Genomic DNA, 19,097 nt, shown 5'->3' with positions numbered 1-19,097 from the left:
CGGGCTACAGCGGCCAGCAGGACGCCGACCGCGCCGCCGCCTCCGCGATGGCGGCGCCGTCGAGCCATAGGGCCTCGGGCTCGATCCCGGCCCATGGCCACTCGACGGTGAGCAGGAAGTCCTGCGCAGGCGGCAGCGGGAACAGCCACAGGGGAACCTGGTAGAGCGTGAACGCCGCGTCGCCGCGTACTCCCCCGGGGAACCAGGACAGGCACGGCGGCGCGCAGTGGTGGTCGGTGTCGGAGGCGACCACGAGGCCGGACGGGTAGCGCAGCGTGATGTGCAGCGACGTGCTCTCCTCGCCGGAGTACGCCGAGTCGAGCTGCAGCGCCAGGCCCCGGGGGGCGGTGTCGTTGCGGGCCACCACGTCGATGTTCAGCAGGCAGCCCGAGTCGTAGACCTGGATCAGCGGAAGCAGGACCGCCACGGCGGGAGTCCGGGCCAGCAGGCGTTCCACCGTGACGATCGCGCCCATTCTCGAAACCGGTGGCGCCGGAGCGCCGCCATCCCCACTCATCTGGACTCACAGTGTTCGGAGGTGTTCCTACAGCGAATCCTTCAGCGAAAGCGTAACCCGGCTGAGGCCGCTTCTTCCCCCACCGCGACGAACCCACCACAGCGGGTGGTCCCAGTGGTCCCGGCGGCCCCAACCGCCCCTGCGGCCGGCCGGGAAGGCGGGCCGCGGGAGGCCGGTGAGGAGGGCTACGGGTTGAGGTCCGCGGCGGAGCGCTCGGCGAAGACCCGCATGGCCTTGGTGGTGATCGGCCCGGGAGCGGCGGGCAGTTCGGTGTCGTCCACCAGCCTGATCGGCTGGATGTCGCGGGTGGTCGAGGTCAGGAACGCCTCCTCGGCCTCGTACAGCGCCGAGAGCGGCACGTCGGCCTCGGCGCCGCCGCACCATTCGAGCACCAGCGCCCGGGTCACCCCGGCCAGGCAGCCCGATTCCAGCGTCGGCGTGAGCAGGCGCCCGCCCCGGACGATGAAGATGTTGGAGCCGGTGCCCTCGCAGAGGTCGCCCGCGAGGTTGCCGAAGATGGCCTCCCCGCCCCCGCGCTTCTTGGCGTGCAGGAGCGCCTTGGCGTTGTCGCCGTAGGAGGTGCTCTTGACCCCGGCCAGGGCTCCGCGCTCGTTGCGCGGCCACGGGACGACCGCGACGTTGGCGGCGGCGGGGAACGGCTTCTGCTCGTCGACGATGACGACGGAGGTGGTGCCCTGGTCGCCGCGGTCGGAGCCGAGCGGCCCAGGGCCGCTGGTGTAGGTGACGCGGATGCGGCCGAGCGCCCAGGCGGGGGCGACCTCCAGCAGCTTGCCGATGCCGTCGGCGATGGCGTCGACATCGGGCTCGGGCAGGTCCATGCGCTGGGCGGAGAGCGTGAGCCGGTCGAGGTGGCGGGTGAGCGCGAACGACCTGCCGTTCACGATCTTGATCGTCTCGAAGACGCCGTCGCCGACCATGAGCCCGTGGTCGAACACCGAGACGGTGGCCTGAGCGGGGTCGAGCAGCTCGCCGTTGACCCAGACAGGGATGTTCATTCAGATTCCTCCTGTGGATGCCAGTCTGATGAGCCTGGCCGCTTTGAGCTCGGTTTCGAGCCACTCGCGCCCGGGGTCGCTGCCCCAGGTGATGCCCGCTCCCGTGCCGAACCGGATCTCGCCTGCCGAGATCCAGAATGTTCTGATGCCGACGGCCAGCGCCGCCGTGCCCCGGTCGGCGTCGACCCAGCCCACGGCCCCACAGTACGGCCCGCGAGGTGCTGGTTCGAGCTCATTGATGATCCGCAATGCCGACGACTTGGGCGCGCCCGTGACAGATCCGGGTGGGAAAGTGGCCGCGAACAGTTCCGGCCAGCCCACGCCCGGCGCCAGTCTGGCCCGTACAGTGGAGACGAGGTGGACGAGCCCGGGGTGCTCCTCGACCGCGCACAGCGAGGGCACCTCGACCGAGCCGACCTCCGCGACCCTGCCGAGGTCGTTGCGGACCAGGTCGACGATCATGACGTTCTCGGCGTAGTCCTTCTCCAGCAGGTCGCCGGCGGTGGCGCCGGTGCCCTTGATCGGCCGGGACTCCACGACGTCTCCGTCGCGCGACAGGTAGAGCTCGGGCGAGGCCGACACCACGCTGAGCCCGGGCACCTGGACGACGGCGGCGTAGGGCGCGGGGTTGCCCTCGGCCAGCCTGGCGGCCAGCGCGAGCGGGTCGGCGTCGTGGGGGACGGGAGCGCTCAGGACGCGGCAGAGGTTGGCCTGGTAGACCTCGCCCTGGGCGATGTAGTCGCGGATGGCGTGCACGCCCCGCTCGTAGGCGGCCTGGTCGAGTGAGCTGCGCCACTGGTCGGGGCGTGGCCCGTGCCAGGGGGCCGGGGGCGCGGGCAGGGGCGCCCTGCGCACCCGGTCGAACCGGGCGCACGTCACCTTGCCCTCGTAGTCGACGACAACGGCCCACCAGCCCTCGCCGTCGAGTGCGGCCAGGTCGGAGGTCACGTCGCGTAGATCGGTGGCGAACACGTGGCCTAAGTGGGCGAAACCGTCGTACACACCTCCCATTCTCCCAGCATTTGGGCGAGCTCCAGCGCGGCGGGCAGTGGCGTCTCGGGCAGAGCCGCGTACACCTTGCGTGCGGGGGCCATTCCCCTCAGTGGCCGCAGCACCAGATCCTTCGGCACGGCCCGCGCCGCCAGCTCCGGCACCAGCGTCACTCCGAGCCCGGCCGCGACGAATCCGAACTTGCCCGTCCATTCCGCCACCCGCAGCCCGCCGCGCGGGGTGAACCCGGCCGCCGCGCACGCGGTCAGCAGCAGCGTCGACTGACCGCGCGGCGCGGCCTCGATCCAGGTTTCCCCGGCCAGCTCCCGCAGGTCGACGTCGGTTTCGCCGGCCAGCCGGTGCCCGCTGGGCAGCGCGACGAGCAGGCGGTCTTCACGAAGCGGCACCAGGCGCGCGCCCTCGCCTGGCAGCCCCGCCGGGTAGTCGCTGATCACGGCCAGGTCGAGAGCCCCTGCGCGCAGGCGGTCCATGAGCCGCGCGGTGAGCCCTTCGACCAGGCGCAACTCGACGTCGGGCCGCCGCTGCGCGAAGCGTTTGAGCGTCCCGGGCACGAGATCGACGTTGGCGGTGGCGAAAGCGCCCAGCCGCAGCGTCCCGCCCCTGCCCCGGTGGATGGCGGCCAGTTCCTCGCCCGCGCGTTCCAGCCGTTCCAGGACGGCGACGGCGTGGTGGTGCAGGGCCGCGCCGGCGGGCGTCAGCCGCACCCCTCTGGCCAGGCGCTCGAAGAGCGGCCCTCCGGCGGCCCGCTCCAGCGCGGCGACGCGGCGGGAGACCGCCGACTGCGTGTATCCGAGCAGCTCGGCGGCGGCCGTGAACGAGCCGCTCCTGGCGACCTCGTCGAAGAGCCGGAGCGCGGCGGTGTCGAAGGCATTCGTGTTCGGCATGGCTGATATGCAATCTAGTCGGTGGTGGAATGCCTCGTGGCGCGGTTCACTGGGCGCATGATTGTTTTCCTGGGGCAGGGGCGCATGGGCGCCCCGATGGCCCGGCGACTCGTTGAGGCCGGGCACAAGGTGACGACGTGGACGCGCGCGAGCGGCGTGCCTGTGGCGGCGGCGGTGGACGGCGCCGAACTGGTCATCACGATGCTCAGCGACCCCGCGGCGGTGCGGGAGGTGCTGACGGCGGCGCTGCCGGGGCTGCGGGCCGGCACGACGGTGGTGGAGATGTCCACGATCGGCCCGGAGGCGGTGCGGGAGCTGCGGGCGCTGCTGCCGCAGCAGGTGGCGCTGGTGGACGCCCCGGTGCTGGGCAGTGTGGGCCCGGCCGCCGACGGCACGCTGACCGTGCTGGCCGGCGGCGACCTGTCGGGGTGCCGGGAGGTGCTCGCGGTGTTCGGTTCCGTGCGGGAGCTCGGGCCGCTCGGGGCGGGCGCGGCCATGAAGATCGCCGTCATGAGCGCGCTCGTGCCCGCTCAGGTGCTGCTGGCCGAGACCTTCGCCTACGGCCGGGCGCACGGCGTCGACCATGGGGCGCTGATCGAGGTGTTGTCGGGCACCCCCTTGGGCGTGCCGGCCGAGCGGCTGCGCGTCCCGTCCGCCGAGACGCGTTACTCGCTCGCGCATGCGGCCAAGGACCTGGAGTTGGGGGCGTGGGAGGGCGCGACGCTGGCCACGGCCGCGCGGGCCAGGCTGCAGGAAGCGCGGGCTGCCGGGCTGGGCGGGCGCGACCTGACGGCCATCGCCGAGCACACCTTGGAGGGCGCGGCGCCGCGCGTGGTGCCGCTCAATCCCTCGGCCGTCCCTGCGACGAACGGCATGTACTCCCACGCCGTACGGGTGGGAGACATGCTCTACGTCTCCGGCCAGGCCGCCTTCGACGAGGAGGGGAACCTGGTCGGCGAGGGCTCCATGACGGCCCAGGCCGAGCACGTCTTCCAGGTCGTCTCCCGCATCCTGGCCGACCAGGGGGCGAGGTTCGCGGACGTGGCGTTCATCAGGACGTACCTGACGGACATGGAGCTGCGCCGCGAGTACGGGGCCGTGCGCCGCAAATACATCACCGGCACGCCCCCGGCCAGCACGACCGTGGAGGTCTCGAAGCTGTTCATGCCGGGCCTGCTGCTGGAGGTGGACCTGATCGTGGCCCTCAGTCCAGCGGGCCGGTGACCGACTCCGCCGCCGCCACGACGCCGCCCTCGGCCACCAGGCGCACGGCGGAGTCGATCTCGGGCGCCATGAACCTGTCGGGCCCCGGGGCGGGGACGGTCTCGCGCAGCGCCCTGACCACGGCGGCCGTGGCGGGCGCGGGCTCCAGCGGGGCACGCAGGTCGAGCGCGCGGGCGGCGGTGAGCACCTCGACGGCCAGCACGCGGGTCAGGCCGTCCACGGATCTGCGCAGCTTGCGGGCGGCCGACCAGCCCATGGAGACGTGGTCCTCCTGCATGGCCGAGCTGGGGATGGAGTCGACGCTAGCCGGGACGGCCAGGCGCTTGAGCTCGGAGACGATGGCCGCCTGGGTGTACTGGGCGATCATGTGCCCGGAGTCGACGCCGGGGTCGTCGGCCAGGAACGCGGGCAGGCCGTGGTTGCGGGCCACGTCCAGGAAGCGGTCGGTGCGGCGTTCCGACATCGAGGCCAGGTCGGCGGCCACGACGGCCAGGAAGTCCAGGACGTAGGCGATCGGGGCGCCGTGGAAGTTGCCGTTGGACTCCACGCGGCCGTCGGCGAGCACGGCGGGGTTGTCGACGGCGCTGGCCAGCTCCCATCCGGCCACGGTCGCGGCGTGCGCGATCGTGTCGCGGGCGGCCCCGGCGACCTGGGGGGCGCAGCGCAGCGAGTAGGCGTCCTGGACGCGGGTGCACGCCTCGGGGTCGCGGTGGCTGGCCATGATGCCGGACTCGCGCAGGATCTTCGTCATGTTGGCCGCCGAGCGCGCCTGGCCCGGGTGCGGGCGCAGCGCCTGCAGCTCGGGGGCGAAGACCCGGTCGGTGCCCAGCAGCGCCTCCACGCTCATCGCGGCGCTCACGTCGGCGGTCCTGACGAGCCCGGTCAGGTCGTGGATGGCCAGGATGAGCATGCCGAGCATGCCGTCGGTGCCGTTGATCAGGGCCAGGCCCTCCTTGGCGGCCAGCTCGACGGGGTCGATGCGGGCCTGCTTGAGCGCCTCGGCCGCCGGCTGGAGCCTTCCCGAGCTGTCGCGCACGACGCCCTCGCCCATCAGCGTGAGCGCGACGTGGGCGAGCGGGGCCAGGTCGCCCGAGCAGCCGAGGCTGCCGTACTCGTGCACGACCGGCGTGATCCCCGCGCTGATCAGCGCGGCCAGGGTCCTGGCCGTGGTGGGCCTGATGCCGGTGTGGCCGGTGGCCAGCGTGTGCAGGCGCAGCAGCATGAGGGCGCGCACCACCTCGGTCTCCACCTCGGGGCCGTTGCCGGCCGCGTGGGAGCGCACCAGGGAGCGCTGGAGCTGGGCGCGCAGCGCCGGGTCGATGTGCCGGGTGGCCAGGGCCCCGAACCCCGTGGAGATGCCGTAGGCGGGCATCGGGCTCTCGGCCAGCTCGTCGACCCGCTGGCGGGCGGCGGATATGGCGGCCATGGCGTCGTCGGTGAGCTGGACGGCGGCTCCGCGGCGGGCCACCCGGATGACGTCGTCGAAGGTGAGGGGCTCTGGGCCGACGGTCACGACTCCGTTGTCGCGCATGATGTCTCTCTCGCTGCTAGGTAACTGGCGAATGCGATGTTAGCTCCTTACTCACGAACAACGCCGACAGGCCCTGCCTGCCTTCCTCGGTGAGGATCACCGCTCTGGGGATCGTCCCGCGCCGCAACCACCCGCGCTCCAGCAGCACCTCCGTGATCGCCGCGCCCAGCGCCCCGCCCAGGTGCGACCTGCGCTCGGTCCAGTCCAGGCACTCGGGCGCGAACCTGCGCCTGGACGCGCGCGCCCGCGCCACGTCCACGCCGAACCCGGCCAGCAGCCGCTCCCCCGCCAGGGTCAGGTCGCAGGCCTCGTAGTAGCCGCCCTGCCTGAGCCGGTCGAGCAGGTCGACTCCGGCCCGTCCCGCGAGGTGGTCGTAGCAGGTGCGGGCCTCCTCCAGCAGTCTGGCCTGCCGGGACTGGCGCAGGGAGCGTACGGGCGGCCGCGCGCTGACTCTGGCCAGCACCTCCAGCACCTCGGCCACCTCGTGCCCGGACAGCCGGTAGTAGCGGTGGCGGCCCTGGCGCACGACGTCCACGAGCCCGCCGTCGAGCAGCCTGGCCAGGTGGGCGCTCGCGGTGGCCGCGGACACTCCGGCGACCCGCGCCAGCTCCCCCGCTGCCAGCGCCCTGCCGCCGAGCAGGGCCGTCAGGATCGCCGCCCTGGTGGGGTCGGCGATGAGCGCGGCGACGGGCGCGATGTCGGCGTCACGGGCGATGTACTCCATGCTCACGACGCTAGTCCACCGACATTTCGACGCTCGTCGAAAGGTCGGCTCAGCCCTTGCCGAGCGCCTTCCTGATCAGGTCCCTGGCCCTGTCCATGATCGCGGCCGGGGTGCCGACGATCACGTTCTTGGTCGCCGACTCCACGCCCGGGTGCGGGCGGGTGGGGCCCATGGCCTCGGCCGCGCGTACCGCCGCCGCCATGGCCCTGCGCTCGACGAAGGAGGTGTTCTCGCGCAGCTTGGCGAACTCGTAGCGCTCCTCGCTGCGCGCGTGGACGGTCACGGCCGCCCGCAGCTCGCCGAGTTTCTCCCAGAACTTGGGGTCGTCCACGCCGGCCTTGTGCAGGTCCCGCAGCAGCCGCTTGGCGCGGTTCTCCTCGCTCAGCCGGTCGGCGACCACGCCCTGGCCGTTGTCGAGCTTCCTGCGCGCGTACGGGTGGACGATCTCCTCCTCGGCGGTCTCGTGCACCGACAACATGCGCGTCAGGCGGCCGAACGCCTCCTCCACCTTGTCCGGCGGCGCCTGCTCCACCTCGTCGAACAGGTCCCTGATCTGCCCGTGCTGGGCGATCAGCAGGTCGATCACATCTTGTTCCCCCACGCCAGCGCCCTACCCCTGCCCTCTTAGGGCACGCGTGCCCTTACCGAACGCGGGGCTTTCGCGCACCGAACGCGGAGGTTGCGGGCACAGGCGACGGGTACGGGCGGCGACATGGCCTTCGACCCACTCCAGGAGCGGGGTATCCCGCTGGACGATCAGCTACGGGACTGGCACGCGCTGAACGTCACGCCCATCGGCGCCGACCATGCCGACCCCTACACACGCTGCCGCATCATCACGATGAACGGCGTCGAGGCGGAGGCGATCCGGTTCAGCCACCAGTTCGCCCGCCACTGCCCCGACCTGGAGGTCAAACAGCGGCTGGCGCGGCTGCGCTACATCGAGGCGCAGCAGCAGAAGGCGGTCGGCTGGCTGCTGCCGGGCACGGCCTCGGTGCCGGAGACGGCGATCGCCCACCAGCAGGCGGCGGTGGACCTGACGGCCTGGGTGGCCAGGATGGAGCCGGACCCGAACCTGAGGCAGGCTTACGAGTTCGGGCTGCTGGAGCACGTCGACCACCTCTACCGGTACGCGAACCTGTACGAGATGATCGAGCACCGCGGCGCCGAGAAGATCGTCGAGCAGGCCACCGAGGTGCTGCCGGGGCGTCCGACCTCCCTCCAGCACCGCGATCCGCTGGACGACGTGCGCGAACCGTACAGGAAGGGCGCCACCGAGCCGCTGTCGCGCCTGCACGCCCTGACGATCCTGTCGGCCGAGCAGCAGATCATGACCTTCTCCATGAACGCCGGCCCCATGTGCATGGAGCCGATCGCGCGGCAGCTCTTCCAGGAGATCGCGATGGCGGAGGAGGGGCACGTCACCCACTACGAGTCGCTGGCCGACCCGGACGAGAGCTGGTGGGAGCGGCTGCTGTACCACGAGTACAACGAGTGCTACCTGTACTTCTCCTTCATGGAGACCGAGTCCGACCCCAGGGTGAAGAACCTCTGGGAGCTGCACCTGTCCATGGAGCTGGAGCACCTGCGGCTGGCCGCCGAATTGTTCAGGGAGCGTGAAGGACGCGACCCCGACCAGGTGCTGGCGCCCGCGCTGCCGCCGCCCGTGACGTTCGAGCCGAACAAGGGCTACATCCGCGAACTGCTCGCCACCCAGCTCGAGCGCACCACGATGGGCACCGGGTACGTCCGCGAGGCCCACGAGCGTTTCTCCAGGACGCAGGCGGCCGTCATGGGCCGGGACAAGCCGCCGTCCGAGCGCGTCATCGACGGCAACCGCGCCATCTCGGGGCGGGAGTACCGGCTGGAGACGGAGGCGCCGCGTCCTGCGGGCCTGCTGAAGTGATTAGAGTCGAGCCCATGGCAAAGGCACCTCCTGTCGCCCTCGTCACGGGCGCATCGCGCGGCCTGGGCGCCGTGATCGCGAGCAGGCTCGCCGCCGACGGGCTCGCCGTCGCGGTCAACTACCGCTCCGACCATGCCGGGGCGGAAGAGGTGGCCTCCGGCATCCGCGCCTCGGGCGGCATCGCCGAGGCGTTCCCCGCCGACGTCACGGACGAGCCCGCCGTCACGGCCCTGATCGCCAGTGTCGTGGACCGGCTCGGCCAGGTGGAGGTGCTGGTCGCCAACGCGACCGGCCCGCAGCCGGCCGTCCCGATCGAGGACCTCACCTGGCAGGCCCACCTCGACCAGCTCCTGTTCTTCGTCAAGAGCCCGACGCTGCTGGTGCGGGCGGTGCTGCCCGGCATGAAGGAGCGGCGCGGCGGCCGGATCATCCAGATCGGCTCGGACGTCGTGGACCGCAAGCTCCCCGGCATGTCCGCCTACGTCGCGGCCAAGGGCGCCCAGCACGCCATGACCCAGGCGTGGGCGCGCGAACTGGGCCCCCACGGCATCACGGCCAACATCGTGGCCCCCGGCTGGATCCCGGTGGAACGGCACGGCGACCTCGACCCGAGCGGCTACCGCGAGCAGGTGCCGCTGGGCCGGATGGGCACGCCGGAAGACGTGGCGGCGGCCGTGTCGTTCCTGGCCTCCGACGGCGGTTCGTTCATCACCGGGGAACGCATCACGGTCAACGGCGGCCACACGTGACCTGGGTGGGCATAATCCAGTTTGGGGACTCGGCCAGGATTCGCTAGAGTTCTCTCAGTCGCCCGGTGATACCGAAGCGGCACGCGGAAGTGGCTCAGTGGTAGAGCATCACCTTGCCAAGGTGAGGGTCGCGGGTTCGAATCCCGTCTTCCGCTCGGAGCTTCCGGCTCGGTGGCGTGGCCGAGAGGCGAGGCAGCGGCCTGCAAAGCCGTCCACACGGGTTCAAATCCCGTCGCCACCTCCAAGGACGATTAGCTCAGCGGGAGAGCGCTTCCCTGACACGGAAGAGGTCACTGGTTCAATCCCAGTATCGTCCACCATTTCTCGATAAGCCCCAGACCACCGGTCTGGGGCTTATTTCGTGATCTGCGATCCCTATGCTCGTCGGTGGCAACGGCGCTCTCCCGACGGCCGGTTTCACCCCGGCGTCCAGGATTGACGTGCGGCTAGCCTGGCGGGCATGTCCATGGAGTTGATCAAGAGCCTCAGGGCGACCCGCGCGTTCACGGCGGAGCCCGTCACCCGAGACCAGCTCACGGCCGTCCTGGAGGCCGCGCGGTGGGCCGGGTCGGCGCGTAACCGGCAGCCGTGGCGGTTCGTGGTGGTCCGCGACCGCGGCCTCCTGCGCGAGCTGAGCCGCCTCGGCGCCTACGCAGGGCATTTGGCGGGGGCGCCCGTGGTCGTTCTGCTGGCCGTGGACGCGTCGCTGAGCACGCAGGACGCCGAGTTCGACGCGGGCAGGGCGGCCCAGAACCTCATGCTGGCCGCCCACGCTCTGGGCTTGGGGAGTTGCCCCGCCTCGTTCTTCCCCGCCGAGAACGCCCGGAAGGCCACGGAGCTCGCGGGCGTGCGGGATCCGTGGCACGTCCGTACGGCCGTCTCGCTCGGCCGTCCTGCCCCGGCCCCGCGCGGCGTTCCTGCCGTCCCTCAGGGAAGGCTGCCGCTGAGTGATCTGGTCATCGAGCGCCCGTAGCGCGACGATCACCCCATGGACGCTCAGGAAATCGCCGACCGCCTCGAAATCGCCGATCTGCTGGCCCGCTACACCCGCGCCGTCGACTCCGGGCAGTGGGATCTGCTCGACGACGTCTTCAGCCAGGACGCGACGATCGACTACACCTCCTCGGGAGGCATCAGGGGATCGCGGGACGAGGCCAAAACCTGGCTGGCGGAGGTGTTGTCGCACTGGCCCGGCCGCCTGCACCTGATCGGCGCCCCGGCGATCGACTTCGGGGAGGACGGTGAAGCGCGCGTGAGCGCCCCCTTCACCGACACCCTCGCGCCGACGCGGGACATGGTCGCGGCCGGTACCGAGGGCTTCCTGCACGGGGGCGGCTGGTACCACCACCGCCTGCGGCGCACCCCCGACGGGTGGCGTAGCGCGGAGCTGGTGGAGGAGCAGAGCTGGCGCACCGCCCACTGACGCGTAATCCGGTTGTGCTCCGGCCGCGTTCTTCGCCACGCTCGGCTCCATGAACGTCCCGAACCGGCAGATACGTGCCCGCTACACCGAGGAGTCGATCACCGTCTACCAGGCCTACGCCGCCGCCATCGCCGAACCGGCCCTGGCGGCGCGGCGGTTCGTGCCCCCGTTCAAACGGGAGCGCATGACCTGGATCAAGCCGTCGTTCCTGTGGATGATGTACCGCTGCGGGTACGCCACCAAGGCGGGGCAGGAGCGGGTGCTGGCGATCTCGCTCAGCCGGGAGGGGTTCGCGTGGGCGCTCGCGCACTCGTGCCCGAGCCACGACGACCGCCGCCCCGATTGGGGCGCACGCCTGCGGCGTAGCCCGGTGCGGATCCAGTGGGACCCCGAGCGGGGGCCGAGGCATGAGGCGCTGCCGTACCGGTCGATCCAGGTCGGGCTGTCGGGCGAGGCGGTGCGGCGCTACGTCGAGGAGTGGACGCTGGGCATCGAGGACGTCACGGACCTGGCCCGCGAGGTGCGCGCGGCGCTGACGCGCGGAGACGACGTGAGCCCGCTGCTACCCGCCGAGCGGCCATATCCTCTGTCTACCGACATCGTGGAGACGCTTCAGGCTTGGTCACCGCCTGGTGGGTGAGGGGTCTCCTCGGAGGTGTCTGATGAGAGTGATCCTGTTCGGGGCCACCGGCATGATCGGGGGCGGGGTCCTGCGGGAATGCCTGCTGGACGACCGGGTGAGCGCCGTGCTGTCCGTGGGGCGGGCCGCCACGGGCGTCTCAGGAGGCAAGCTCCGCGAGATCGTCCACGGCGATCTGCTCGACCTGGGGCCGATCGAGGCCGAACTGGCCGGCTACGACGCCTGCTTCTTCTGCCTCGAAGTCTCCTCTGCCGGGATGAGCGAGCCCGCCTACCGGCGCGTCACTCACGATTTCACGCTGTCGGTGGCGGCCACGCTGGCGCGGCTGAGTCCTGGCTCGACCTTCGTGTACGTCTCCAGCGCCGACGCCCGGGACAGGGTGACGGAGAACGCGCTGCTCGCCCTGCCGCTTTCGGCGTACGTGTTCCGTCCCGGCTACGTCCGGCCCGTGTCCGGCTCCCGAACGCGGTTCTACCGGCTGGCCTACGTCGTGACCAGGCCGGTGTTCCCGGTTGTGCGGCGGCTGTTCCCCACGACGGTGACCACGACCGAGCGCATCGGCCAGGCCATGATCAATGTGGCGGAGCGCGGGGCGGGCAAGCGCGTCCTCGGCCCCGCCGACATCAACGCCCTGGCCTCATAGGTTGGAATAACCGGGCGCCCTCCGGCGCTGGCGTAGCCGTCAAAGATTCAACAGTCGTGGATGGTGACCAAGTGCAGTTCGGGATCTTCAGCGTGGGCGACGTGACCATGGACCCGACCACGGGCAGGACGCCGACCGAGCACGAGCGGATCAAGGCCATGGTGACGATCGCGCTCAAGGCCGAGGAGGTCGGGCTGGAGGTGTTCGCGACGGGCGAGCACCACAACCCGCCGTTCGTCCCGTCCTCGCCCACCACCATGCTCGGCTACATCGCCGCCAGGACCGAACGCCTGGTGCTGTCCACCGCCACGACCCTGATCACCACGAACGACCCGGTGAAGATCGCCGAGGACTTCGCCATGCTGCAGCACCTGGCGGACGGGCGGGTCGACCTCATGCTGGGCCGGGGCAACACCGGGCCGGTCTACCCGTGGTTCGGCCAGGACATCAGGCAGGGCATCCCGCTGGCGGTCGAGAACTACGCGCTGCTGCACCGGCTCTGGCGTGAGGACGTGGTCGACTGGGAGGGCCGCTTCCGCACGCCGCTGCAGGGCTTCACCTCCACGCCCCGCCCGCTGGACGGCGTGCCGCCGTTCGTGTGGCACGGCTCGATCCGCAGCCCGGAGATCGCCGAGCAGGCCGCGTACTACGGCGATGGCTTCTTCGCCAACAACATCTTCTGGCCCAAAGAGCACTTCATCCGCCTGATCACCCTCTACCGGCAGAGGTACGCCCATTACGGCCACGGCACGCCCGAGCAGGCCGTCGTGGGCCTGGGCGGCCAGGTGTTCATGCGCAGGAACTCCCAGGACGCGGTGCGCGAGTTCCGTCCCTACTTCGACAACGCCCCCGTGTACGGCCACGGCCCCTCGCTGGAGGAGTTCACCGCCGAGACGCCGCTCACCGTGGGCAGCCCGCAGCAGGTCATCGACAGGACGCTGGAGTTCAGGGAGCACTTCGGCGACTACCAGCGGCAGTTGTTCCTGATGGACCACGCGGGGCTGCCGCTCAAGACCGTGCTGGAGCAGCTCGACCTGCTGGGCGAGGAGGTCGTGCCGGTGCTGCGCAAGGAGTTCGCCGCAGGCCGTCCCGCCGAGGTGCCGGACGCGCCGACCCACGCCTCGCTGCTCGCGGCCGTTTGACGGCTCACGGCCCGCCACATCCGGAAGGAGACCCATCCTCTATGAAGCTCGTCGTCGTCACGGCGGGGTTGACCCAGCCCTCCTCCACCCGCCTGCTCGCCGACCGCCTGGCCTCGGCCGTCTCGCGCCGCGCCGACGTGCGCACCCAGGTCGTCGAGCTGCGCGAGCTGGCCGTGGACATCGCAGGCGCCTTCGTGACCGGCTTCCCCAACGCGAAGCTGCGGGCGGCGATCGAGACGGTGACGGAAGCCGACGGGCTCGTCGCCGTCACGCCGATCTTCAGCGGCTCCTACAGCGGCCTGTTCAAGTCGTTCTTCGACGTGCTGGACAACACGGCGCTGACGGGCAAGCCGGTGCTCATCGCGGCCACCGGCGGCACCGCCCGCCACTCGCTGGCCCTGGAGCACGCGCTGCGCCCGCTCTTCGCCTACCTGCGGGCCGTGGTCGTCCCGACCGCCGTGTACGCGGCCTCGGAGGACTGGGGCGGCGCGGCCGACTCCTTCACCGACGGGCTCGGCGAGCGCATCGAGCGGGCCGCCGACGAACTGGCCGCTTTGCTGACGCACACGCGAAGGCCGGAGGAGGAGAGACTGGTCCCGTTCGAGGAGCAACTCGCGGCTCTTCGCCGAACCGACGGAATTTCCGGCGCCTGAGGGAGTATGGTCCGTTAGGAAACTTTCCTAACGTACTCTGACAGGAGCACACGTGCTGACCGCCCCACTCCTGGCCCTCTCCCTCACCGTCACGGCTCCGGCCCCCGTCGACCTCAACGAGCCGCACAAGAAGGACATCGCCATGCGGCTGGTGTCCAGCGCGGAGAACTCCTCGCTCGACTGGAAGGCCCAGTACGGCTACATCGAGGACATCGAGGACGACCGGGGCTACACGGCCGGGATCATCGGCTTCTGCTCCGGCACGAGCGACATGCTGGAACTCGTCGAGCTCTACGCCAAGCGCAAGCCGGGCAACGTCCTGGCCAAGTACCTGCCCGCTCTGCGCAAGGTCAACGGCACCGACTCCCACAAGGGGCTCGACCCGACCTTCACCAAGGACTGGAAGACGGCCGCCAAGGACCCCGTCTTCCAGCAGGCGCAGAACGACGAGCGGGACCGGGTGTACTTCGACCCGGCCGTCTGGCAGGCCAGGAAGGACGGGCTGCGGGCGCTGGGGCAGTTCGCCTACTACGACGCCATGGTGATGCACGGGCCGGGGACCGGCAAGCTCAGCTTCGGCGGCATCAGGAAGAACGCCCTGGCCAAGGCCAAGCCGCCGGCGCAGGGCGGGGACGAGGTGAGGTACCTGAACGCCTTCATGGACGCCCGCAGGACGGCCATGAAGGCCGAGGACGCGCACGAGGACACGACCCGGGTGGACACCATGCAGCGGGTCTTCCTCAAGAACGGCAACCTCGAGCTGAACCCGCCGCTGACCTGGAAGGTCTACGGCGACAGCTACACCATCAAGAGCTGACCCCGACTCGCTCCGCCGGTGACGACGGGGCGACTGCCGTTCGTCAGGGTTTGACGGCGACCACCGAGTACGGCGTGTCCGGGGCCGGGGTCGTCGTGAAGCGGGCGTTGGGCAGGTAGAGGCGGTGGCCGAAGGCGGCGACCGTGGTCGGGACGTCGAAGCGGGGGTCGGTCAGCCGCTTGGCGACCTTGCCCGACGAGCCGTCCCTGGCCAGGTCGATGACGGCGATCGCGTTGAGGCGGTTCTGCACGACGTACAGGGTGCGGCCGGACAGCAGCAGCCCGTCGCCGTTGACCAGCGTCTCGCCGCCCAGGTCCACCTCGGTGGTGACGCCGGTGGCCGGGTCGGCCTCGAAGAGCTTGCCGGTGTTGGACTGGACGATCAGCAATGACTTGCGGTCGGGGCTGAGGGCGATGCCGTTGGCGTTGTTGCCGGTCTCGTACTGGATGGCGCCGCTGAGCGGGATCGTGACGGCGGCGTCGGGCAGCGCGCCGCCGCGTCCGAGCGGCAGTTTGTACAGGACGGGGTTGCGCGAGTCGGTGAAGTAGGCGCTGTCGCCGGTGAGGATGACGTCGTTGACGAACGCCGGGTCGGCGGTGAGCTGGTAGGACTTGAGGACCTCGCCGGTCCGCAGGTCGATCACCCGCGCGTTGCCGCCCGTGCCGCCGGCCACGAACAGCCGGCGCCCGTCGGTCTTGAGCCCGAGCGAGGGCGTGCCGGGGCCCTTGCTGACGACCGACCCCTTGCCGGTGCGCAGGTCGGCCCGGTAGATGTCACCGCTCACGCGGGAGCCGAAGTAGGCGAAGGGGCCGGGCCCGATCTCTATCCCCTCCGGCTGGAACCCGTTGGGCAGCGCGAAGGTGTCGGGTTTGCCCGTGGCATGCGCGGGCGCGGCGCCGAGCAAGATCACGATGATGGCGCCCAGTGCGGTCTTCAGGATCGTGGATCTCATGCGGCTCACGATGCCCGGGGAGATCGTCTCCGCAAAGACCCAGAACGGGCTTCACAGGGAGTTTGGAGAAATTTCCTCGCGCACGAACCGAAGGGGTCGGTTCGTCGGCATCAGGCTTGGCTCGAAGAGCACACCACACTGAGGGATCAAGCGGTAGGTTGTGGTACGAAGCGAACAAACGGGGTTTAGTTATGTCAAACGGTGCCCGTCATGTTCTGGGAGTGGTCGCGGGACTGCTCCTCCCTCCGCTGGTCGCCGCCGGGCTGTGGTTCGGCGTCGGCGAAATACTGCTCAGATCGAGGACCGCGTTCGAGATCTCCTGGCTGGGGCTGGCCGCCCTGGCCGCGTCGGCGATCGTGGCGGCCTTCCTGTTCGGCTCGCGCCTGTCGCCCATCGCCTCCCTGCTGGGCGGCCTGGCCTTCGGCGCGCTCGGCGTCATGCCGACCCTGGAGTCGCAGGGGCTTCGGCTGCTGCCGGACGGATGGCTGCCCGTCACGTTCGAGCCGGGCTTCCAGACCCTGGCCTCCTCGGGAGTCCTGCTGTTCCTGGGGATCGCCCTGGTGGTCACGTCGCTGTTCCCTTCGCGGTGGCGCTCGGCCGCCGAACGGGCCGTCTACGAGCCCGACTACGCTCCCGCCCAGTCGCCGTACTACCCGGACGACACCACACGGCCGATGTACCGCGAATGAGGACCGGGTCGCCTGGCAGAATGCCGCCATGCGCGACTTGAAGATCGTCGACTTCCTGACCGAGCTGGCAGACCGCGTGCCCGCGCCGGGAGGTGGCGCGACGGCCGCCCTGCACGCGGCGCAGGCCGCCGCGCTGCTCGGCATGGTCGCCCGCTACACGACCGGCGAGAGGTACACCTCCCACGCCGAGACCGTGGTCGCGGTGATCGCCGAGACCGACAGCCTGCGGGCGCGGGCGCTGCGGCTGGCCGAAGAGGACGCGGCGGCCTTCACCGCGGTCACCGACGCCTACCGCCTTCCCAAGGGCGAGGAGCGCAGCGCCGCCATCGCCAGGGCGTTGGCCGGCGCGGCCGAGCCGCCCGCCAGGGTGGTCGAGACCGCCGTCCGGGTGGTCGAGCTGTGCGAGCTGCTGCTGCCCATCGCCAACCGCAACGTGGTCACCGACGTGGCCGCCGCCGCCGACGCGGCGCGCGCCGCGCTCACCACGGCCAGGATGAACGTCGAGATCAACCTGGCCGGCATCAAGGACCCGCGAGTACGCGAGGAGCTGAACCACCGTGTCGGCGGTGTCGACACCGCCGTCGCCAGGGCAGACTGGGTCACCGCCGAGGTACGCGAGGAGATCACGTCGTGAAGACCCTGTCCGGCAAAGACCTGGCCGCCGCCATCAGGACCCAGACGGAGGCCGAGGCCGCGGCGGGCCCCCAGCCGAGACTGGCCGTGGTGGTCGCGACCGCCGACGAGGCGAGCCTGTGGTACGTCCGCTCGATCGCCAAGGCCGCGGCCGGCGTGGGCGTCGCCTGCGACGTGGTCGACCTGGGCCCGCGGGCCACGGCCGAACAGATCGGCCAGACGCTGTCCAGGCTCAGCTCCGACTCCAACGTGCACGGCGTCATGCTGCAGACCCCGCTGCCCGCCGGCGCCTCGGCGCAGGAACTGGCCGCCTCCATCGACCCCCGCAAGGACGTCGACGGCGCCAACCCGCTCTCGCTCGGCCGCCTGGCGGCCGGGCTGCCCGCGTTCCCGCCCGCAACGGCCGCGGCCGTCATGGCGCTGCTCGACCACTACGAGGTCGACCTGACAGGCCGGCGGGCGGTGGTGGTCGGCCGTTCGACCGTGGTCGGCAAGCCGCTGGCCCACCTGCTGCTCGACCGGCACGCCACCGTCACGGTCAGCCACTCGCGCACCCGCGACCTGGCCGCCGTCACCTCCACGGCCGACGTGCTGGTCGCGGCCGCCGGCCGGGCCGCGCTGATCGGGGCCGGGCACGTGGCCCCCGGCGCGGTGGTGATCGACGTCGGCACCAACCCGACCGACGACGGCGGGCTGACCGGCGACGTCGACTCCGGCGCGGTCGCGGGCGTGGCGGGCGCGCTCACCCCGGTGCCCGGCGGCGTCGGCCCGGTGACCACCGCGCTGCTGCTGCGCCACACCGCCAGGGCGGCGAACCTGCCGTGACCCGCTGGACGTGCCCGCAGTGCGATCGCGAGTTCGCCCGTCAGCGGCAGTCCCATGTGTGCGTGCCCGGCTGCACGGTGGACGAGACGTTCGCGCCCTTCCCACCGGTCTACCGGGAGATCTACGACCGGCTGGTCGCCGGGCTCGGCCCGATTCACGAGGACGCCGTGCGGGTCGGGGTGTTCCTCAAGAGCCGGCACAAGTTCGCCGAGATACGCCCGAAGGCCCGCAGCCTGTCACTGGAACTGGTGCTGCCCCGGCGGGTCGAGCACCCGCTCATCGCCAGGGTGCTGCCGATGGCGGGCGGGCGCACGGTGCACTTGTTCAAGCTCACCCGCGTGGAGGACGTGGACGAGCCGATCCTCGACTTCATGGCGGAGGCCTGCGATGGGTGACGTGCTGATCGTGCAGAACAGCAGGAGCGGCGGCCCCGGCCGCGTGGGCGGTTGGCTGGAGGAGGCTGGGCTCAAGCCGGACGTCGTCCTCGCCCATGAGGGCGCTCTCCTGCCCGACCGGCTCGGCCACGACGCCATGATCATGCTGGGCGGCGGCTACCTGCCGGGCGACGACGCCAGGGCCCCGTGGCTGGCCGACGCCAGGCGGCTGGTCGGGCAGGCGCTCGACGAGGGCGTGCCGTTGTTCGGCATCTGCCTGGGCGGGCAGATGCTCGCGCAGGTCGCGGGCGGCGAGGTGACCGGCGACACGGGCGCGCCCGAGAACGGCAGCCTGCCGCTCACCCTGCGACCCGAGGCCGCTGGCGACCCGCTCTTCCACGGGTTGCCCTCGGTGGTGCCCGCCGTCGAGCACCACAAGGACGCCATCACCAGGCTGCCCTCGGGGGCCGTCTGGCTGGCCGAGACCGCGGCCTGCCCCTACCAGGCGTTCCGGGTGGGCGAGCGGGCGTGGGGTGTGCAGTTCCATCCCGAGGTGCTGCCCGAGCGGATACGCGAGTGGCGGGCCGACGGCTTCGACCCCGACGAGGTGCATGCCAAGGCGGTGGCCGACGAGCCGATCTCGACGCCGATCTGGCGCGAGGTGACGATGCGGTTCGCGGCTCTCGCCCAGTAGCTCCCGTCAGGTGTCGCGGTCCGCGACGCCCGTGGCTCGGCCCCGGACGC

The 19,097-nt window shown here is 71.4% G+C and carries 23 protein-coding genes and 3 tRNA genes; 18 read left to right on the top strand and 8 right to left on the bottom strand.

Annotated elements, in window-relative coordinates:
• Positions 1 to 4 precede the first annotated feature (4 nt).
• The 4 genes from ACFOY2_RS19745 to ACFOY2_RS19730 form a co-directional block, all read right to left on the bottom strand.
• A complete protein-coding gene (locus ACFOY2_RS19745; protein WP_379529517.1) occupies positions 5 to 475 on the bottom strand; it encodes a hypothetical protein in 471 nt (156 codons plus the stop codon).
• 227 nt (positions 476 to 702) lie between these two features.
• On the bottom strand, positions 703 to 1,533 hold the full coding sequence (locus ACFOY2_RS19740; RefSeq protein WP_379529516.1) for an aminotransferase class IV: 831 nt from the start codon (positions 1,531 to 1,533) through the stop codon (positions 703 to 705).
• A complete protein-coding gene (locus tag ACFOY2_RS19735) occupies positions 1,534 to 2,544 on the bottom strand; it encodes a chorismate-binding protein (protein ID WP_379529515.1) in 1,011 nt (336 codons plus the stop codon).
• Complete coding sequence (locus tag ACFOY2_RS19730; RefSeq protein WP_379529514.1) at positions 2,511 to 3,428, bottom strand: LysR family transcriptional regulator; 918 nt, start codon at positions 3,426 to 3,428, stop codon at positions 2,511 to 2,513. Before ACFOY2_RS19730 ends, ACFOY2_RS19735 begins: the two co-directional genes overlap by 34 nt.
• Positions 3,429 to 3,485: 57 nt before the next feature.
• Here ACFOY2_RS19730 and ACFOY2_RS19725 point away from each other — a divergent pair, with 57 nt between their 5' ends.
• Positions 3,486 to 4,652, top strand: a complete 1,167-nt coding sequence (locus ACFOY2_RS19725) for a Rid family hydrolase (protein WP_379529513.1) — start codon at positions 3,486 to 3,488, stop codon at positions 4,650 to 4,652.
• Here ACFOY2_RS19725 and hutH read toward each other — a convergent pair.
• The 3 genes from hutH to ACFOY2_RS19710 are packed head-to-tail and all read right to left on the bottom strand — an operon-like array spanning position 4,633 to position 7,508.
• Complete coding sequence (gene hutH / locus ACFOY2_RS19720; protein WP_379529512.1) at positions 4,633 to 6,183, bottom strand: histidine ammonia-lyase; 1,551 nt, start codon at positions 6,181 to 6,183, stop codon at positions 4,633 to 4,635. The two genes, ACFOY2_RS19725 and hutH, sit on opposite strands and share 20 nt — an antisense overlap.
• A gap of 16 nt (positions 6,184 to 6,199) precedes the next feature.
• A complete protein-coding gene (locus ACFOY2_RS19715) occupies positions 6,200 to 6,907 on the bottom strand; it encodes an ArsR/SmtB family transcription factor (protein WP_379529511.1) in 708 nt (235 codons plus the stop codon).
• 49 nt (positions 6,908 to 6,956) lie between these two features.
• On the bottom strand, positions 6,957 to 7,508 hold the full coding sequence (locus ACFOY2_RS19710) for a hemerythrin domain-containing protein (protein ID WP_379529510.1): 552 nt from the start codon (positions 7,506 to 7,508) through the stop codon (positions 6,957 to 6,959).
• Between the two features lie 111 nt (positions 7,509 to 7,619).
• Here ACFOY2_RS19710 and ACFOY2_RS19705 point away from each other — a divergent pair, with 111 nt between their 5' ends.
• From ACFOY2_RS19705 to ACFOY2_RS19650, 12 genes are all read left to right on the top strand, one after another.
• Positions 7,620 to 8,813 carry a hypothetical protein gene (locus tag ACFOY2_RS19705; RefSeq protein WP_379529509.1) on the top strand — a complete coding sequence of 398 codons (1,194 nt, stop codon included), beginning with the start codon at positions 7,620 to 7,622 and terminating at the stop codon, positions 8,811 to 8,813.
• 14 nt (positions 8,814 to 8,827) lie between these two features.
• Positions 8,828 to 9,562: an SDR family NAD(P)-dependent oxidoreductase gene (locus tag ACFOY2_RS19700; protein ID WP_379529508.1), complete on the top strand. Its 735-nt coding sequence runs from the start codon at positions 8,828 to 8,830 to the stop codon at positions 9,560 to 9,562.
• Between the two features lie 83 nt (positions 9,563 to 9,645).
• A tRNA-Gly gene (locus ACFOY2_RS19695) sits at positions 9,646 to 9,717 on the top strand.
• Positions 9,718 to 9,732: 15 nt separating this feature from the next.
• Positions 9,733 to 9,806: transfer RNA gene (locus tag ACFOY2_RS19690), tRNA-Cys, on the top strand.
• A 1-nt stretch (position 9,807) separates the two neighbouring features.
• Positions 9,808 to 9,882: transfer RNA gene (locus tag ACFOY2_RS19685), tRNA-Val, on the top strand.
• Positions 9,883 to 10,022: 140 nt separating this feature from the next.
• A complete protein-coding gene (locus ACFOY2_RS19680; RefSeq protein WP_379529507.1) occupies positions 10,023 to 10,535 on the top strand; it encodes a nitroreductase family protein in 513 nt (170 codons plus the stop codon).
• A 15-nt stretch (positions 10,536 to 10,550) separates the two neighbouring features.
• Positions 10,551 to 10,985 (top strand): nuclear transport factor 2 family protein, encoded by a 435-nt coding sequence (locus ACFOY2_RS19675; RefSeq protein WP_379529506.1) that lies wholly within the window; start codon positions 10,551 to 10,553, stop codon positions 10,983 to 10,985.
• Between the two features lie 49 nt (positions 10,986 to 11,034).
• Positions 11,035 to 11,625, top strand: coding sequence for a DUF4291 domain-containing protein (locus ACFOY2_RS19670; RefSeq protein WP_379529505.1), 591 nt, complete (start codon positions 11,035 to 11,037; stop codon positions 11,623 to 11,625).
• 22 nt (positions 11,626 to 11,647) lie between these two features.
• Complete coding sequence (locus ACFOY2_RS19665) at positions 11,648 to 12,268, top strand: NAD-dependent epimerase/dehydratase family protein (protein WP_379529504.1); 621 nt, start codon at positions 11,648 to 11,650, stop codon at positions 12,266 to 12,268.
• A gap of 71 nt (positions 12,269 to 12,339) precedes the next feature.
• Positions 12,340 to 13,410 carry an LLM class flavin-dependent oxidoreductase gene (locus ACFOY2_RS19660; RefSeq protein WP_379529503.1) on the top strand — a complete coding sequence of 357 codons (1,071 nt, stop codon included), beginning with the start codon at positions 12,340 to 12,342 and terminating at the stop codon, positions 13,408 to 13,410.
• 41 nt (positions 13,411 to 13,451) lie between these two features.
• Positions 13,452 to 14,063: an FMN reductase gene (locus ACFOY2_RS19655; protein WP_379529502.1), complete on the top strand. Its 612-nt coding sequence runs from the start codon at positions 13,452 to 13,454 to the stop codon at positions 14,061 to 14,063.
• A gap of 52 nt (positions 14,064 to 14,115) precedes the next feature.
• Complete coding sequence (locus ACFOY2_RS19650) at positions 14,116 to 14,880, top strand: chitosanase (protein ID WP_379529501.1); 765 nt, start codon at positions 14,116 to 14,118, stop codon at positions 14,878 to 14,880.
• A gap of 43 nt (positions 14,881 to 14,923) precedes the next feature.
• Here ACFOY2_RS19650 and ACFOY2_RS19645 read toward each other — a convergent pair whose 3' ends face one another.
• The gene (locus tag ACFOY2_RS19645; protein ID WP_379529500.1) at positions 14,924 to 15,832 is read right to left on the bottom strand and encodes an SMP-30/gluconolactonase/LRE family protein; all 909 of its coding nucleotides are present in this window, start codon (positions 15,830 to 15,832) and stop codon (positions 14,924 to 14,926) included.
• A gap of 191 nt (positions 15,833 to 16,023) precedes the next feature.
• On the opposite strand from ACFOY2_RS19645, the gene ACFOY2_RS19640 reads away from it, so the two are divergent.
• The 5 genes from ACFOY2_RS19640 to ACFOY2_RS19620 are packed head-to-tail and all read left to right on the top strand — an operon-like array spanning position 16,024 to position 19,047.
• Positions 16,024 to 16,521 (top strand): hypothetical protein, encoded by a 498-nt coding sequence (locus tag ACFOY2_RS19640; RefSeq protein WP_379529499.1) that lies wholly within the window; start codon positions 16,024 to 16,026, stop codon positions 16,519 to 16,521.
• A gap of 28 nt (positions 16,522 to 16,549) precedes the next feature.
• Positions 16,550 to 17,155: a cyclodeaminase/cyclohydrolase family protein gene (locus ACFOY2_RS19635; RefSeq protein ID WP_357816064.1), complete on the top strand. Its 606-nt coding sequence runs from the start codon at positions 16,550 to 16,552 to the stop codon at positions 17,153 to 17,155.
• Positions 17,152 to 17,979: a bifunctional 5,10-methylenetetrahydrofolate dehydrogenase/5,10-methenyltetrahydrofolate cyclohydrolase gene (locus tag ACFOY2_RS19630; RefSeq protein WP_379529498.1), complete on the top strand. Its 828-nt coding sequence runs from the start codon at positions 17,152 to 17,154 to the stop codon at positions 17,977 to 17,979. Before ACFOY2_RS19635 ends, ACFOY2_RS19630 begins: the two co-directional genes overlap by 4 nt.
• Entirely contained in the window at positions 17,976 to 18,374 is a 399-nt protein-coding gene (locus tag ACFOY2_RS19625) for a DUF5655 domain-containing protein (protein WP_379529497.1), read from the top strand. The genes ACFOY2_RS19630 and ACFOY2_RS19625 overlap by 4 nt, the downstream gene beginning before the upstream one ends.
• Positions 18,367 to 19,047 (top strand): type 1 glutamine amidotransferase, encoded by a 681-nt coding sequence (locus ACFOY2_RS19620; protein ID WP_379529496.1) that lies wholly within the window; start codon positions 18,367 to 18,369, stop codon positions 19,045 to 19,047. The genes ACFOY2_RS19625 and ACFOY2_RS19620 overlap by 8 nt, the downstream gene beginning before the upstream one ends.
• Positions 19,048 to 19,097 lie beyond the last annotated feature (50 nt).

The organism is Nonomuraea purpurea (assembly GCF_042650645.1).
Lineage (GTDB): Bacteria > Actinomycetota > Actinomycetes > Streptosporangiales > Streptosporangiaceae > Nonomuraea > Nonomuraea purpurea.
This window is presented reverse-complemented; position numbering and strand designations above follow the sequence as displayed.

Excerpts from the sequence above, each read along its gene's own strand:
- ACFOY2_RS19715 (WP_379529511.1), bottom strand. The coding sequence starts at position 6,907 with ATGGAGTACATCGCCCGTGACGCCGACATCGCGCCCGTCGCCGCGCTC.
- hutH (WP_379529512.1), bottom strand. The coding sequence starts at position 6,183 with ATGCGCGACAACGGAGTCGTGACCGTCGGCCCAGAGCCCCTCACCTTC.
- ACFOY2_RS19620 (WP_379529496.1), top strand. The coding sequence starts at position 18,367 with ATGGGTGACGTGCTGATCGTGCAGAACAGCAGGAGCGGCGGCCCCGGC.
- ACFOY2_RS19680 (WP_379529507.1), top strand. The coding sequence starts at position 10,023 with ATGTCCATGGAGTTGATCAAGAGCCTCAGGGCGACCCGCGCGTTCACG.
- ACFOY2_RS19745 (WP_379529517.1), bottom strand. The coding sequence starts at position 475 with ATGGGCGCGATCGTCACGGTGGAACGCCTGCTGGCCCGGACTCCCGCC.
- ACFOY2_RS19730 (WP_379529514.1), bottom strand. The coding sequence starts at position 3,428 with ATGCCGAACACGAATGCCTTCGACACCGCCGCGCTCCGGCTCTTCGAC.
- ACFOY2_RS19655 (WP_379529502.1), top strand. The coding sequence starts at position 13,452 with ATGAAGCTCGTCGTCGTCACGGCGGGGTTGACCCAGCCCTCCTCCACC.
- ACFOY2_RS19675 (WP_379529506.1), top strand. The coding sequence starts at position 10,551 with ATGGACGCTCAGGAAATCGCCGACCGCCTCGAAATCGCCGATCTGCTG.
- ACFOY2_RS19725 (WP_379529513.1), top strand. The coding sequence starts at position 3,486 with ATGATTGTTTTCCTGGGGCAGGGGCGCATGGGCGCCCCGATGGCCCGG.
- ACFOY2_RS19645 (WP_379529500.1), bottom strand. The coding sequence starts at position 15,832 with ATGAGATCCACGATCCTGAAGACCGCACTGGGCGCCATCATCGTGATC.
- ACFOY2_RS19635 (WP_357816064.1), top strand. The coding sequence starts at position 16,550 with ATGCGCGACTTGAAGATCGTCGACTTCCTGACCGAGCTGGCAGACCGC.
- ACFOY2_RS19640 (WP_379529499.1), top strand. The coding sequence starts at position 16,024 with ATGTCAAACGGTGCCCGTCATGTTCTGGGAGTGGTCGCGGGACTGCTC.
- ACFOY2_RS19670 (WP_379529505.1), top strand. The coding sequence starts at position 11,035 with ATGAACGTCCCGAACCGGCAGATACGTGCCCGCTACACCGAGGAGTCG.
- ACFOY2_RS19735 (WP_379529515.1), bottom strand. The coding sequence starts at position 2,544 with ATGGGAGGTGTGTACGACGGTTTCGCCCACTTAGGCCACGTGTTCGCC.
- ACFOY2_RS19700 (WP_379529508.1), top strand. The coding sequence starts at position 8,828 with ATGGCAAAGGCACCTCCTGTCGCCCTCGTCACGGGCGCATCGCGCGGC.
- ACFOY2_RS19705 (WP_379529509.1), top strand. The coding sequence starts at position 7,620 with ATGGCCTTCGACCCACTCCAGGAGCGGGGTATCCCGCTGGACGATCAG.
- ACFOY2_RS19740 (WP_379529516.1), bottom strand. The coding sequence starts at position 1,533 with ATGAACATCCCTGTCTGGGTCAACGGCGAGCTGCTCGACCCCGCTCAG.
- ACFOY2_RS19665 (WP_379529504.1), top strand. The coding sequence starts at position 11,648 with ATGAGAGTGATCCTGTTCGGGGCCACCGGCATGATCGGGGGCGGGGTC.